At 65.6% G+C, this 14351-nt stretch carries 14 protein-coding genes; 2 read left to right on the forward strand and 12 right to left on the reverse strand.

Annotated elements, in window-relative coordinates; translation table 11 throughout:
• Positions 1 to 3: 3 nt before the first annotated feature.
• Genes CFOUR_RS07475 through lspA form a run of 3 tightly spaced genes read right to left on the reverse strand, consistent with a single transcriptional unit; the run spans position 4 to position 1936 of the window.
• A complete protein-coding gene (locus CFOUR_RS07475; protein ID WP_085958242.1) occupies positions 4 to 507 on the reverse strand; it encodes a hypothetical protein in 504 nt (167 codons plus the stop codon).
• A complete protein-coding gene (locus CFOUR_RS07480) occupies positions 508 to 1437 on the reverse strand; it encodes an RluA family pseudouridine synthase (protein ID WP_085958243.1) in 930 nt (309 codons plus the stop codon). It lies immediately after the preceding gene.
• Positions 1427 to 1936: a signal peptidase II gene (gene lspA, locus CFOUR_RS07485; protein ID WP_085958244.1), complete on the reverse strand. Its 510-nt coding sequence runs from the start codon at positions 1934 to 1936 to the stop codon at positions 1427 to 1429. The genes CFOUR_RS07480 and lspA overlap by 11 nt, the downstream gene beginning before the upstream one ends.
• Before the next feature lie 72 nt (positions 1937 to 2008).
• Between lspA and CFOUR_RS07490 the strand changes: the two genes are divergently transcribed.
• The gene (locus tag CFOUR_RS07490) at positions 2009 to 2932 is read left to right on the forward strand and encodes a DUF6263 family protein (protein WP_085958245.1); all 924 of its coding nucleotides are present in this window, start codon (positions 2009 to 2011) and stop codon (positions 2930 to 2932) included.
• A gap of 3 nt (positions 2933 to 2935) precedes the next feature.
• Here the strand turns inward: CFOUR_RS07490 and CFOUR_RS07495 are convergent, their stop codons facing one another.
• Entirely contained in the window at positions 2936 to 3532 is a 597-nt protein-coding gene (locus CFOUR_RS07495; protein ID WP_085958246.1) for a WKL family lipoprotein, read from the reverse strand.
• Positions 3533 to 3606: 74 nt separating this feature from the next.
• Here CFOUR_RS07495 and CFOUR_RS07500 point away from each other — a divergent pair, with 74 nt between their 5' ends.
• Complete coding sequence (locus CFOUR_RS07500; RefSeq protein WP_085958247.1) at positions 3607 to 4500, forward strand: asparaginase; 894 nt, start codon at positions 3607 to 3609, stop codon at positions 4498 to 4500.
• On the opposite strand, the gene CFOUR_RS07505 is transcribed toward CFOUR_RS07500, so the two are convergent.
• The 8 genes from CFOUR_RS07505 to pgeF all read right to left on the reverse strand — a co-directional run bounded on the left by CFOUR_RS07505 (position 4489) and on the right by pgeF (position 14349).
• Positions 4489 to 5871 (reverse strand): DNA polymerase IV, encoded by a 1383-nt coding sequence (locus tag CFOUR_RS07505; protein ID WP_085958521.1) that lies wholly within the window; start codon positions 5869 to 5871, stop codon positions 4489 to 4491. The genes CFOUR_RS07500 and CFOUR_RS07505 overlap by 12 nt on opposite strands.
• A 43-nt stretch (positions 5872 to 5914) precedes the next feature.
• Entirely contained in the window at positions 5915 to 7210 is a 1296-nt protein-coding gene (locus tag CFOUR_RS07510; protein ID WP_143339033.1) for an HNH endonuclease signature motif containing protein, read from the reverse strand.
• A 296-nt stretch (positions 7211 to 7506) separates the two neighbouring features.
• The gene (gene ileS / locus CFOUR_RS07515; RefSeq protein WP_290179076.1) at positions 7507 to 10683 is read right to left on the reverse strand and encodes an isoleucine--tRNA ligase; all 3177 of its coding nucleotides are present in this window, start codon (positions 10681 to 10683) and stop codon (positions 7507 to 7509) included.
• Between the two features lie 245 nt (positions 10684 to 10928).
• Complete coding sequence (locus CFOUR_RS07520; protein ID WP_085958250.1) at positions 10929 to 11900, reverse strand: DivIVA domain-containing protein; 972 nt, start codon at positions 11898 to 11900, stop codon at positions 10929 to 10931.
• Positions 11901 to 12026: 126 nt separating this feature from the next.
• The gene (locus CFOUR_RS07525; RefSeq protein ID WP_085958251.1) at positions 12027 to 12338 is read right to left on the reverse strand and encodes a YggT family protein; all 312 of its coding nucleotides are present in this window, start codon (positions 12336 to 12338) and stop codon (positions 12027 to 12029) included.
• Positions 12339 to 12356: 18 nt separating this feature from the next.
• The gene (locus CFOUR_RS07530) at positions 12357 to 12893 is read right to left on the reverse strand and encodes a cell division protein SepF (RefSeq protein ID WP_290179077.1); all 537 of its coding nucleotides are present in this window, start codon (positions 12891 to 12893) and stop codon (positions 12357 to 12359) included.
• A 39-nt stretch (positions 12894 to 12932) separates the two neighbouring features.
• Positions 12933 to 13631, reverse strand: coding sequence for a YggS family pyridoxal phosphate-dependent enzyme (locus tag CFOUR_RS07535; RefSeq protein WP_085958253.1), 699 nt, complete (start codon positions 13629 to 13631; stop codon positions 12933 to 12935).
• The gene (pgeF, locus tag CFOUR_RS07540; protein ID WP_085958254.1) at positions 13624 to 14349 is read right to left on the reverse strand and encodes a peptidoglycan editing factor PgeF; all 726 of its coding nucleotides are present in this window, start codon (positions 14347 to 14349) and stop codon (positions 13624 to 13626) included. Before pgeF ends, CFOUR_RS07535 begins: the two co-directional genes overlap by 8 nt.
• Positions 14350 to 14351: the final 2 nt, after the last annotated feature.

The raw sequence follows: 14351 nt of genomic DNA on the forward strand, positions 1-14351 counted from the left end.
AAACTATACACGCCCACCTGTCGTTGACGGGGTGAGAGCAAACGCCCCCCACACCGCATCTGCTGGCAGCATTTCCACAGCAAGGACCGCGTTGTCGGCGCTGATCTGCTCCAGCTGCCCGTGTGTGGCAAATACCACTGCCGCAGACAGTGGCGAGTCGGTGGCGGACCGGAGGACGTCGAGACGCGTTTTGCCTGTCGACGCCTCCGGCACCACCACCGGAGCCTGCCCCGGCACCACAAGCGCGCTGACGCGCGGGGCCGCCGCGAGCGCTTCGACGGCCGTCTCCGCGCTTACTGGCCGGGAAAACGTCACCAGCGCAAACGACGCCTCTTCATGGTCGAGCGTGGCCGCCGCGCGTTGCGCGTACTGCTGCTGCGACTCCCCCTGCCGCGCACCGAGCTCGTCGCCCTGCATCACGGGCGTGGCGGGCGGGTTGACGACCCCCACGGCCCACAGCCCGGCCACCGCGAGAGCTGCGGCAACAACCGGTGCGATGCCGCGCATCTAGCCCTGCCGCACCCGATCCAGTGCAGTGCGCAGATCTTCGGGGTACTCGGAAGTGACCTCCATGTACTCGCCGGTGCGCGGGTGGGCAAAGCCCAGCTTTGTGGCGTGGAGCCACTGGCGCTTCAGCCCCAGCTCTTTGGACAACTTCGGGTCCGAGCCGTACATCGGGTCGCCCACGCACGGGTGGCCCACCGACGACATATGCACGCGAATCTGGTGCGTGCGGCCTGTTTCCAAATGGATGTCCAACAGGCTCGCGCGGCGGAACGCTTCGATGACGCTGTAGTGGGTCACGCTGTGCCGGCCGTCCTGGGTGACGGCAAATTTCCAGCCCGCCGACGGGTGGCGCGCGATGGGTGCGTCGATGGTGCCCTCGATCGGGTCGGGCAAGCCTTGCACCAGCGCGTGATAGGTCTTGTCCACGGTGCGTTCCTTAAACGCGCGCTTGAGCACCGAGTAGGCGGGCACGCTCGCCGCGACGATCATCACACCGGAGGTGCCGACGTCGAGACGCTGCACAATGCCCTGCCTCTCCGGCGGGCCGGCGTCCGGGAGGGTAAATCCCATCGCTTGCAAACCGCCGACGACGTCAGGGCCTTCCCACCCCAGTGTGGGGTGGGCAGCCACGCCGACGGGCTTATCCACTGCGATTACGTCGGCGTCCTGGTAGAGGATCTCTAGCCCGTCCACCAGTTCCGTCACCGGCTGCGGCGCCTGCTTCGGCTCGGGCAGGGTCACCTCCAGCAGCGAGCCCGACGTGACGCGTTCGGATTTCTGGGCGGCCGCGCCGTCGACAAGCACATCGCCCTGCGCCGCCATCTCCGCGGCGACGGAGCGGGACACGCCGAACAGTTTGGTTATGGCGGCATCCACCCGCATGCCCTCGAGCCCCTCGGGCACCGGCAGAGCCCTGAACTCACCGCCCATCGGCGCCTCCCTTCAGCTCCACTGCCAGCGTGGCCACGATAAATACGGCGACGCCAATCGTAATGGCCGCGTCCGCCAGGTTGAACACCGCGAAGTCTCCCACGGAGATGTAATCCACCACATGGCCGAACCAGAAGCCCGGGGCGCGAAACAGCCTGTCGATGAGGTTGCCCATCGCACCTCCCGCGACCAGCGCGAGCCCCAACGCCTCCCACTTCGAGGACATGCGCGGGCCGAACCACAGCGCTCCCAGCACGAACAGCAGCTGGATAGCTGTGAACACCCCGGTGAGGCTTTGCCCCATGGAAAATGCGGCGCCCGAGTTGAACAGCAGGTGGAAGCGGAACCAGTCACCGATCACAGGCTGGGGCACACCGGGCTCCAACCAGTTGAGTATCAGCTGTTTGACCAGCTGGTCTACCGCGGCAACTGCAAGCATGACCGCAACCACCGTGCGGAGGTAGCGCGGCGTTCGGTCGGGTGTGTTTGCCTGTTCCATCGCCGACCTACCTTAGCCGGTTACGCGTGCCCGCCCTGTATTCGACGGTGCACGCCAGGTAGCTTCGTAAGAATGTTCCGCAGCATCCGCACGATCACCGCCGCCGCCGGCCTCGCCCTCGCGCTCACCGCCTGCTCCTCCAGCGAGGACGACCCGGTGGCCGAGGTGCCGGCATTTCCTATCGACGCACCTTCGGTCACCCTCTCCACCCCAGGCGACAACCCCCAGGAAGTCCGCTACACGCCAGCGCAAGAATGGGACACCACCGTTGCCGTGTCCTCGGGCGTGGACCAGCATGTCGCCGCCCCCGGCGAAGCGGAGGCGGCCAACTCCCCCGCCGGCGGGGACGTGCACAAAACCACATTGCCGCTGCACATCACCGCCGCCGATGCGCCCGCCCCAGGCCAAGGTGAAGAAGACGCGGATAACCGCGTTGACTTTGTGGTGGGTGCCGGCAAGCACTCCGATCTGGACGTGGGCCAAGACGTCGCCGCGACCGAGGGCTTCCGCATGAGCTGGCGCACCGACGCACCCGGCCGCGTTTCCACTCTGAAGCTGCTTGCGCCTGCCGACGCCCCGGAGCGCGGCCTCCAGCAGGTCGAGCCTGCCCTGCTCGCCTTGGTCAACAACGCCGTCATTTTCCCCGACGAACCGATCGGCCCCGGCGCGACCTGGTCCGTCAAGGGCCGCGTGGCGGGCGACACCGCCATGGAGCGCACCACCACCTACACCTTGGTCTCCCGGGACGGCGACACGCTGACCCTGGACACGAAGATGGAAGAGCGCCCGCAGCAAAGCAGCGTCACGCTCGATGACGGCGAAAGCGTGCAGGTGCAGTCCGCCAACACCACGTCCGAGGGGCGCATCGTGGTGGATCTCTCCCGCCCACTGCCGGTGTCCGGCGAGACGGCGTGGACCACGCGCCTGATTTACGGCGGGGACGACAAAGCGCGGGTGGTCCAGGACATCACCCGCGCTGTGCAGTACGGAGTTTAAGGCTTACAGGCCAGGCGCCGCAGGGGCCTCTGCCGGCGCCTCCGGCGCTGCCGGGTCCGCTGCCGGCGCATCAGGCGCCGCCGGTGCACCGCTGTCGCACATCTCCGGCACCTGCTCCGGCGGGAGGGTGTTGCTGACCAGGAAGCATGCCCAGCTCTTGGAGATCTTCCACTGGCCGTCCTCGTTGACGAACTCCACGTCCTCCGCCAGCTGGGACTCCGCGTCCGGGCGGGTGAAGTTAACGGTAGCCAGCACAGAGTTTGCGGTGTAGCCCGGCAGCACCGGGTTGACCACCTGGAAGTTCGCGCCGGACTGCTGCTGCGACTGCGTCATCAGGTCGAACAGCTCAGGCGTGGTCTCGCCGCCCTGCACCGTGTTCGCGCGCTCTGCGATGGGCAGGTTGGGATCAGCGGCGCGCTGCAACACGGCGTTGAGTTCTTCCGCCGTCGGCATGGCTGCCACCGGCGCAGCCTCGGAGGAGGCAGCGGCAGAGGACGCAGCGTCGGTGCTCTCAGTCTTGTCCGAGTCTTCGGAGCAAGCCGTCATGCTCAGTGCGAGGCCGACAACAGCGGCGGCTGCGGCAAGTTTCGGTGCTTTCACGTGTTCTCCTTGCGTAGCGTAAATCTCTTGCTTCACGTTACTGCACACCCGCAACCTTCTGGCACTCTGTGTGCATGAACGTGTTAGTGATCTCAACCGGCGGCACGATCGCCTCCACCGCAGACGCCCGTGGCGCACTCGTGCCCACGCTCACCGGCGAGGAGCTCGTCGCCGGTTGCGGCACCACACGAAAGGTGCGCGCGGTGGACGTGGCACACCTCGATTCATCCTCCATGGGCTTGGCGGAGGTGGACATGCTTCGACGCACCGTACGCAAGTCGCTTTTCGACGAAGACGTCACCGGCATCGTCATCACCCACGGCACCGACTCCATGGCGGAGACCGCCCTCGCCTTGGACCTCGTCCACACCGATGCCCGCCCCGTTGTCCTCACCGGAGCGATGCACTCCGCCGATCACCCCCGCCCCGACGGCCCGGCGAACCTGCGCGGCGCCATCGAGACGGCAGCTACCCAGCGCGGCACTGGCGTGCTCGTCCACTTCGCGGGCGGAACATTCCCGGCGCGAGGGTTGATGAAGACGCAGACCACGGCGAACGACGCCTTCACCCTGTCCAGCCCCTCCCCGCTGCCGCGCCCGATGGCGGTCGCCCCCGCCCCGCTCGACGGGCTGAACATCCCCATCGTGCGCGCGTGGGCAGGCGCGGACAGCTCCCTCATCGAGGCACTTGGGCCTGTCGACGGGCTCATCCTGGAAGCCCTCGGCTCAGGCAATGTGTCCGCGGCGATGGGCGAAGCCGTAGCCAAATTGCTGCGCCGTGGGATACCTGTGGTCGTCGCCACGTCCGTGCCGTACGGCGAGGTCTCTTTCGCCTACGGCGGCGCCGGCGGCGGCTCCACCCTCGGAGCACTCGGCGCGCTGCCTGCGGGCTACCTCAGCGCCGGGCAAGCCCGCATCGCCTTAGCTACTGCGCTGGCGACTGGGGTGAACCCCCGCTCACTCCTGTGAGAACCAGTCCTCCCACGCGAGTGAATCCAGCGGGTCCGCGGGCTGCAATTGCGCATCGTCTGCGCGCAGGCTCTTAATCCGCCCGGGCCCGGTCGCGCGCGTTTCAAAGCGCACCGTCACCCAGCCTTTTCCCGACCCCTGGACCCAGCCGTGGCCATAGTCTGGATGGTAGACGTCCTGGGTGGCCCGCCACCCGGCGCGCGGGACCTCGACCTCGTGCGTTACTTGGGTGTCAAAGTCCGATTCGTGGTCACTCACGCCTGTTTCATAGTCAGTGATCACCGGCGCCGGTTTGACAATCGCCTGGTCAAGCTCCGGAAACAGCACCCCTTGCAGTGTGTCCTCCAGCCCCGAGTACGACACCCCCACAAGACGGATCGGACCTACCTCATCCGGGTATCGCACAATGCGAAAAGCGGTGGCCAACAGCGTGTCGGCGTCGTCTGTTGCATACGGCAGCGTCGCCGAGCGCGACTCGATGCGAAAATCCGCCATCCGCAGCTTCACCGTCACGGTGCGCGCGCCGCGGCCGTCTTTGAGCAACCGGCGGTGCGATTCGGCTGCCGCGCGCTCCAGCGCCGCATCCACCTCCGGCGGCGTGGTCAGATCTTGCGGATACGTGTGTTCCGAGGAGATCTGCTTCGATTCGGCACGCGGTGCCACGGGGCGCTCATCTACTCCGCGCGCCAACCACCACAGCTGCCTGCCCACTGCGCCCCCGATGGCGATGTCCAGCTCTTTCTCGCTCAAGTTGGCTAGATCACCGATGGTCTCAATTCCCGCGGCCAGCAGCTTGGATTCCGTTACCGGCCCCACACCCCACAACTCACTCACCGGCATGGGGTGCAAGATTTCCAGCTGTTTGTCGTGCGGGATGACAAAGACTCCGTCCGGTTTCGCGCGCCCCGAGCCGATCTTCGCGTACTGCTTGCCCGGCCCCGCCCCAATGGAGCTGGGCAACCCGGTCTCGTCTTTGATTGCCGCGCGCAGCTCGTTCGCCCACTGCTCCACCTCCTCGGGGCTCGCCCCGGCCAGCTCCGCGGGCTCCATAAACGCCTCGTCGATGGAAAGTTGCTCGACCACGTCGACGTGCTTGCCGATAACCTCGAACACCCTCCGCGACGCCGCGACGTACACCGGCCGGCGCGGCGCGACCAGAACCGCCTTGCTGCCCACCAACCGCGCCGCTCTGTGCGTGGGCATCGCCGAACGTGCACCGTATTTGCGCGCTTCATAACTCGCCCCGGCTACTACGCCGCGTCCAGTCACCCCGGCGACGAGGACAGGACGGCCTCGAAGCGTTGGCCGGGTGAGCTGCTCGCACGATGCGAAGAACGCATCCATGTCGATGTGAAGCACCCAGCGGTTCATGTCCCCCACTGTGCACGACAAAACCTGCCGAGCACCAATTGCCTCAATCATCGAATGCGAACTCTTGCCTGTTGCTTCGCCGGCGGGGCAACCCCCGCCCGCGGGAGACGTAGCGGGCACCATTGTTGAAGGTAAAGACGATATCGTCGCCCAGGTGCTCAATTCGGACCACACCTTGGCTGACCCTCGAGTGGCAGCTGGAGCACAACGGGATGAGGTTATCCACATTCGTTTCGCCACCGTGGTCCCATTCCCTGATGTGGTGCATCTCGATGAAACGTCTGTGCGCGCATCCCGGCATCGCGCACTGGTACCCCCAAACTGCGAGCAGCGCCTGCACTTGCCCATCAGTGGCGAAGCGTTGCGCACGTCCCACACTCAGGGTCAGCCCCCTCGAAGTCAGGCGGTGCAGACGCACGACAGCATTGGCAAGGTAGCTGCGCACCACCTCGGAGCGGGCAGATTGGTTTTCTGCCATCCAACAGCCCCCGGCCTGATTGACCATCAGATTCACCTGCACGCCGGGGCAGCGAAGAGCGCTGATCGGATGTGACCGGACCATGGAGATCATGGCCACGAACGCATCGTACAAATCTTGCTTTTGCGGAGGCCCGTAGCGCGACTGCGGCCCCAGGATGTCTTTGATCGATATGCCAGTGCGTTTACGCGGCGCGCGAGTCTGCTCGGCCGGGACGGCATCTTCAGCGTGAGCTGCGTCGATAAGCTGCTGCACTTTCTCCGGGTCCTGCAGGTCTTCGGGCTCGACATCGTCGAACCCGAAAAGAGAAAGCTGTGCAATCTTCAACGCCGTCAGCAGCTGTTGCCCCGTCACCGGCGGAAGCAGCGCTTCGACGCGTAGCATGCCGTCCTGCCGCTCCCGGGTGGTCAGGTACGGTTCCGTCGGCTCCTCTTCCTCCGGCCCTGCACCAGCGAGCACCAGCTTCAACTCTGCAAACGAGAGCGTCAGGGCGAGGTGTACGACGTCAGCCTCGTTTTCCTCTGTCAAATACCGGAGCAGATACCGCACCGTGGAGTACGACATCACGCCAGATTCAAACGCGCTGAACAGCTGCGGAAACTGCCTCAGCCCCCGGGCAACGCGCACGTACTCAAACGCTGTAGGTTCCGGCAGGTTCAGCTCCCGGCACAGCCACGCTGCTGTCGACCGCTCCCCCACCTGCTGCGCAAGCTCCAGTTCATCGAATTGCGCAATCGCTTCGAGCATCCGCGCTCGGTGATGGTTCGCCGACAAGTAGTTGCACTTTATTTGGTCCTCGAGCACCTCCGCCGATCGCCCGTCCGTTCCGCCCTCTACCTGTTCGTCCACTGCCAATGTCATGGTCTCGCCCCTCACTCATGTACATTGCCACCTTTATAGCCCGATCATATGTTCGAGTCAACGGTACAAAGAAAAATGCTCACTGAAGTGGACACTGTGGGACGAAGAACCCACGTTCTAATTCGAACGCAGTATCTGTTTACTATGCCGCTGCATAGTAAACCGTCTCTCCCCCCAACCACCCCGCCAGACGCGGGCTCCGGGGTCGAGCACAGCCGTAAAAACTATGCCGCTGCATAATGGCCTCCCAACAAGGAACCACTATGCAGCGGCATAGTCGGTGAAGAACTTTCGCGTTAGTTGTTCTTGCGCACGGTGGCGGTCACGCAGTCGATCACGTCGTGGCCCTCGACGGGCTCGGTGACCACCTCGAAGGAGGTTGCCAGGGTCTCGGCGGCGATGTGCTCGGCGTGAGTGCGGGCCCACTCCTCCTTATCTGCCGGCACCGCGAGTACAACCGCGATGCGGTCGGAGACCTCCAGGCCTTCGCGCTTGCGCGCGTCCTGCAGGCCACGGATCACATCGGCTGCCCAACCCTCTGCCTCGAGCTCCTCGGTCACCTCGGTGTCCAGTACGACCAGGCCGACGGTGCCATCGGCGTCCACGCGCGCGGTGCTGTCCGGGTTTTCCGCCACCAACCGCTCGGTGTACAGCTCCGGGGTGAGCACGATGTCGCCGTCGACCACCACGTCGTCGCCGCGGCGCTCGTAGTTGCCGGCCTTGACGTTCTTGATCGCGCGCTGCACGTCCTTGCCCAACTGGGGGCCGGCCACCTTGGCGTTGACCACGACTTCGAAGGATCCGGCGGAATCGACGTCGTCAGTCAGCTCGACATCCTTCACGTTCACCTCGTCGCGGATGGTGGAGCGGAACGGCTCCAGCAACGCGGCGTCCGGCAGCGCGACGGTGAGCTTCGGCAGCGGCAAGCGGTTGCGCAGCTTGTTCGCCTTGCGCACCGACGACGCAGCGGAGCACACCGCGCGGGTCGCGTCCATCGCAGCCACGAGCTCGGCGTCGGCCGGCAAGTTGGAGGCCTGCGGGTAGTCGGTCAGGTGCACCGAACGCCCGCCGGTCAGCCCGCGCCAGACCACCTCGGCAACGTACGGCAGCAGCGGAGCCACCGCGCGGGAGACGATCTCGAGCACCGTGTACAGGGTGTTGAACGCCTCCGGGTGCTCCTCCTGGCCCGCCCAGAAACGATCGCGGGAGCGTCGCACGTACCAGTTGGTCAGAGTGTCGGCGTAGCGGCGCACCTCGTCGCAGGCGTCGGCGATGCGGGTGTCGTCCAACGCCTCACCCAAAGCGGCAACCAGGTCGTGCGTCTTGGCCAGGATGTAGCGGTCGAGCACGTTGTCGGACTCGGTGGACCAGACAGCTTCCTCGGAGGAGTACAGCTGCAGGAAGGTGTACGCGTTCCAGATGGGCAGAAGCGCCTGGCGCACACCCTCGCGGATGCCCTGCTCGGTGACGATCAGGTTACCGCCGCGCAGGATCGGCGACGACATGAGGAACCAACGCATCGCATCGGAGCCGTCGCGGTCGAAGACCTCCATCACGTTCGGGTAGTTGCCCTTGGACTTGGACATCTTCTGCCCGTCGGAACCCAACACGATGCCGTGCGCGACCACCTTCTTGTACGCCACGCGGTCGAACAACGCGGTCGACAGCACGTGCTGCACGTAGAACCAGCCGCGGGTCTGGCCGGAGTACTCCACGATGAAGTCCGCCGGCTGGCGGGTATCAAACTCCTCGCGGCTTTCAAACGGGTAGTGGTACTGCGCAAACGGCATAGAACCGGACTCGAACCAGCAGTCCAGCACGTCCGGCACGCGGCGCATCATGGACTTGCCGGTCGGATCGTCCGGGTTGGGTCGCACCAGGTCGTCGATGTGCGGGCGGTGCAGCGACTCGGGTCGGCGCCCAAAGTCGCGCTCCAGTTCCTCGAGCGAGCCGTAGACATCCACGCGCGGGTACTCCGGGTTGTCCGAGACCCACGCCGGCACCGGCGATCCCCAGTAGCGGGTACGCGAGATGTTCCAATCGCGGGCGCCTTCGAGCCACTTGCCAAACTGTCCGTCGCGGATGTGCGAGGGGATCCACTCGATCTCCTGGTTCAGCTCCACCATGCGGTCGCGGATGTCCGTGACCTTGACAAACCAGGCCGGCAGCGCCATGTAGATCAGCGGCTCGCCTGAGCGCCAGGAGTGCGGGTAGGAGTGCACGATGGTCTGATCGCGCACGACGCGGCCCTTCGCGCGCAGGTCGCGGATGATGTCGCGGTTCGCGTCGAAGACGAGCTTGCCCTCGTACTCCGGCACGAGCGAGGTGAACTTGCCGTCGGCGTCGACCGGGATGGCTAGGTCGATGCCGTACTTCTGGCAGGTGAGCATATCGTCCTCACCGAAGGCGGGTGCCTGGTGGACGACGCCGGTGCCGTCCTCGGTGGTGACGTAGTCCGCGTTGAGGATCATGAACGCGTTGTCGTGGTCGCGGAAGTAGTCGAAGACCGGCTCGTACTCCAGGCCCTCGAGCTGCGCGCCAGTGTAGGTGGCAACGACCTCGAAGTCGCCGAGTTCCTTGCCGTAGGCGCCCAGCAGGCTCGAAGCGAGCAGCAGCTGCTTATCGACGAAGCCTTCGGCCCCATCCGCCCCGACCTTGACCAACGAGTACTCCACCTCGGGGTGAACGGCCAGCGCCAGGTTGGACGGGAGGGTCCACGGGGTGGTCGTCCAGGCAATGGCGGCGGCGTCGTGAAGCTCAGGGTGCTCGGCCCACGTCGTCTCGGCCGCGAAGCCGGCGCGCGCGCCGGTCAGCGGCAGCGTGACGGTGACGGTGGGGTCCTGGCGGTCGCGGTAGGAATCGTCCAGGCGGGTCTCCTGGTTGGACAGCGGGGTGTGCTCGGCCCAGGAGTATGGCAGGACGCGGAAGCCCTGGTAGATCAGGCCCTTGTCGTAGAGCTCCTTGAATGCCCACATGACGGACTCCATGTACTCCGGGTCCATCGTCTTGTAGCCGTTTTCAAAGTCCACCCAGCGCGCCTGGCGGGTGACATAGTCTTCCCACTCGCCCGCGTAGTGCATGACGGACTTGGCGCAGTACTCGTTGAACTTTTCCAGGCCCATGTCCTCGATCTGGGCCTTGTCGGTGATGCCGAGCTGCTTCTCGGCCTCCAGCTCCGCCGGCAGGCCGTGGCAGTCCCAGCCGAACACGCGCGGGACGTGGAAGCCGCTCATCGTACGGAAGCGCGGAACGATGTCTTTGACGTAGCCGGTGAGCAGGTGGCCGTAGTGCGGCATGCCGTTAGCGAACGGGGGGCCGTCGTTGAACACGTACTCCTCGCAGCCCTCGCGCTGCTCCAGGGATGCCTTGAACGTTTCGTCGGCGTTCCAATAATCCAGCACGACGCGTTCCATGTCCGGGAACCGGTCGCTGCCGCCCGTCATATCAACTTTGGGGTAGACGTTACCAACCATGGAATCACTCCTTCAGCCGTGCAGGGACGCATTGCTGCGCGGTACCACCCTGCTTGGAGCGCTAAAGCGCGCTCCCACTTCGTTGCGGTGAAGGAAGTGTCGTCTTCCGTGTGCGACGTCCGGGTCTAATAAGCCAATTGCCGTTCTTCCGGAAACGCTCCCCGGTGATGGCCGGATCGACGCGTGTTACGAGTAACGCCCAGCATCGTACAACGATGCCGGGCGTTTTGGCTAGAGCGAGAAGGCTACTTCTCGTTCGGCGCGGTGGTAGAGCGGGACTCCAGCTCCTCCAGCTGGGACTCCAGCAGCGTCTTCAGACGCGTGCGGTATTCGCGCTCGAAGGTGCGCAGCTCAGCGATGCGGTTCTCCAGCGCGGTCTGCTGCTGCTTCACCGTGTTCATGATCTCGGTGTGCTTGCGCTCAGCGTCAGCCTTGAGCTTGTTGGCCTGCTCCTCAGCCTGGCGGATCTGCGCCTCGGCGCGGGAGTTCGCCTCGCTGGTGGTCTCCTCCGCCTTCTTCTGGGCGTCGGTCACGAGCTGCCTGGAGCGGGTCTCCGCCTCCTGCAGCTGGGTGCGGGTGCGGGTCTGGGCGTCCTCGAGCTGCTTCTTGGACTTGCTCTCGGCCTCGGCGATCTCGCGCTCTGCAGCAGCGCGAGCGTCAGCCAGCATGGAGGAAGCCTCCGCCTGAGCGTCGCTGGTCAGACGGTCCGCCATCTCCTGCGCCAGGCCGAGCACCTTCGCCGCCTGGACGTGGGTGTCTGCGGAGCTCTCACCGTTGGACGGCTGGGACTGGGACACGGCAGCAGCCGGTGCGGTGGCCTGCTTCTGAGCCTTGGCGGACTCCTCCGCCTGCTTGCGGGCCTTGGCCGCCTCGTCCTTGGCGGAGCGTGCCTCGGCCTCAGCCTTTTCCTGGGCCTGCTTCGCGGAACGCAGCTGAGCGTCGAAGTCCGCGCGCAGCTTCTGCTCCACCTCGCGGCGGATTGCAGCTTCGTCGACCTCGTTGGCCTCGTTCGAGCGGATTACCGGTGCTGCAACGGCAGCGCCCGTGCCGCCCTCCTCGAGGCGGGAGCGCAGCTCGTCGTTCTCATCCTGCAGCTGCGCAAGAGTGTCCTCCACGAGGTCGAGGAACTGATCCACCTCGTCCTCGTTGTAGCCTCGCTTGCCAATCGGCGGCTTGCTGAAAGCGACATTGTGCACGTCTGCTGGTGTCAGCGGCATTTGCGTTCCCTTCGATAATCGTGTGAGTACTCGCTCGCGCGAAGCATTATCTGCTGAATTGTAACGGTTTCGCTCGACGAGTGTAGCCCAGCCTAGCCAGAAAGCTGGGTTCAAGCTCAAGTAAAGCTAACGGAGCGCCGGATTAATCATCGTCGCACCGATGAGCATTTGGACGAGCATCAGCACAAAAAACAGGACGATGACGCTCACATCCAGCCCGACCCCGCTGCCGCCGAGACGCAGCGGCGGAATCAGCTTGCGCAGCGCGTTGACCGGCGGATCCGTGGCCCGGAAGATGGGCTCGGCCACCATGATGAACCAGTGCGGCGGGTCGAACTGCTTGGAAAACGACTGCACCATCTCAATGATGATGCGCACGATCACCAGCAGCGAGTAAAGCCCCACCAGGGCGTAAAGAATTGCTCCAAAAAGTGCCACGCGACAACACCCTAGCGGCTAGCGCAGACCGGCAGCGCGCTTGAGGTCTTCCTTCTGCAGGTTCGCGTTCTCCGGCACGATGGCGAATACGCGCTTGCGGGTCTCAGAGTCGCGCGAGAGGTTGTGCATGCCGCCGCGCAGGGCGAAGCACAGGCCCGCGGCGAAGTCCACGATGCGCTTCGCGTCGGCGGTGTCCAGGTCGGTCAGGTCCATGACGACCGCGTCGCCGTCGCGGAAGGGCTCGCCGATCTCCTTGGCGTCGTTGTAGTTGCGCGGCGCGGCGGTAACGATGTGCGTGGTGGAGCGGTAGCTCGGACGCACGCTTTCGCGGCCGTAATCGCGGCGCTCGGTGTGGATGGGGCGCTCGACGCGCGACGGACGCTCGGGGCGCTCCGTACGATCTGCACGGTCCGCACGGTCGTAGGCGGTGGAGCCGGCGGCTGCGGCGCCGGCCGCGGCTGCGCCGTACTGCGGGTCGTCGTAGTAGGCATCGTCCTCGCCGTGGTCGACGGGGCCGAGGCCAAAAAAGTCTTTAGCGCTGTCGAAAAAGGACATGCGGGTGGCTCCTTTGATGGGGGTGATTCGCGGTGGATTTTAGCGTACGGGGCGGGGCCCGAGGAGGGCTGTTCCGACACGCACGATATCGGAGCCGCAGGCGATGGCGTCGGCGAAATCACCGCTCATACCTGCGGAAAGTCTCAAGCTTCGGTTGAGCTCTGCCCCATACGAGTCCGTCATTTCGCGTGCTGCTGCAAACACCTCCCGCGGCTGCGCGTCGAGCGGCGGAACGACCATAAAACCGGCCATGGTCAGATGCTCGGCATCTTCGACCGCCTCCACGATCGCGGGCGCATCGTCCGGGCGTGCGCCGCCGCGGGCGGAATCGCCGTCGTAAGACAGTTGCACCATGCACGGCAGCGTGGCGGTGGTGCGGTCTCCGCGTTCGAGCGCGAGCGCCATGCCGCGCTCCAAGCCGTGGGCGAGCTTGAGCGAATCCAGGGAGTGCACCTCCGCGGCCCACCGCGCGACGGAGTTGGCCTTCTTGGACTGGATCTGGCCGATCATGGCGATGCCGCAGCGGCCGTCAAGTTCCGCCGCCTTGTCGCGCGCCTCCTGTTCGCGGTTCTCCCCCACCAGCGTGAAGTCTCGCTCAGCCAGCTCGACGATGCGCTGGACGGGGTGGAACTTGGTCACCGGCAGCAGCGCCACGCTGCCTTCGGGGCGGCCCGCGGCACGCTCTGCGTCGCGGATCTGCTGGCGGACAGTATCGATGTTGCGGTCAAGATCAGACATAGGGCATCCAAATTACGCCAGCTTGGCGCCCGGTGACGCCCTCGCGGCGATGGGAGAAGAATGCGTTGTCCGTGATGGTGTCGCGCGGATCGGCGTCGATGTGGGTCACACCCAGGCTCATCAGTTGGCGCACCAGCCCCGCGCGGACGTCGATGCCGGGGGTGCCCTTCTTCGTCTTCGCCAGGGAGCCGGGCAGATGCTTTTCGACGTCTACAGCCATCTCCCGCGGGACCTCGTACGACGCACCGGCCGCCGCCGGGCCCAGCAGCACCTGGATCCGGGCAGGGTCCGCGCCGAGCTCCACCATCGCCTCGACCGTGTTCTTCACCACCCCGTTGCGCGCGCCCATGCGGCCGGCGTGGGCCGCGCCGATCACGCCGGCGGTGTGGTCGGAGAGCAACACCGGGGTGCAATCCGCCACCAGCACGCACAGAGCCAGGTTCTTCTCCTTGGTGACGAGGGCATCGGTAGCTTCGACGGGGTGCTCCGAAGGCCCGTCGACAAGCGTGACTGTGTTGGTGTGCAGCTGCTCCATCCACACGAACCGGTCCTCGGGCAGGCCGAGGATGCCGGCGAGGCGGGAGCGGTTCGCCGCGACGTCCGCGGGGTCGTCGCCGACGTGGGTGCCCAGGTTGAAGGAATCATAAGGGGCAGCAGAAACCCCGCCCGCACGGGAAGTAAACACCATGCGGACGGGGCGAGTGGAAGTATCTGGCATGT

This window comes from Corynebacterium fournieri (assembly GCF_030408775.1).
Lineage (GTDB): Bacteria > Actinomycetota > Actinomycetes > Mycobacteriales > Mycobacteriaceae > Corynebacterium > Corynebacterium fournieri.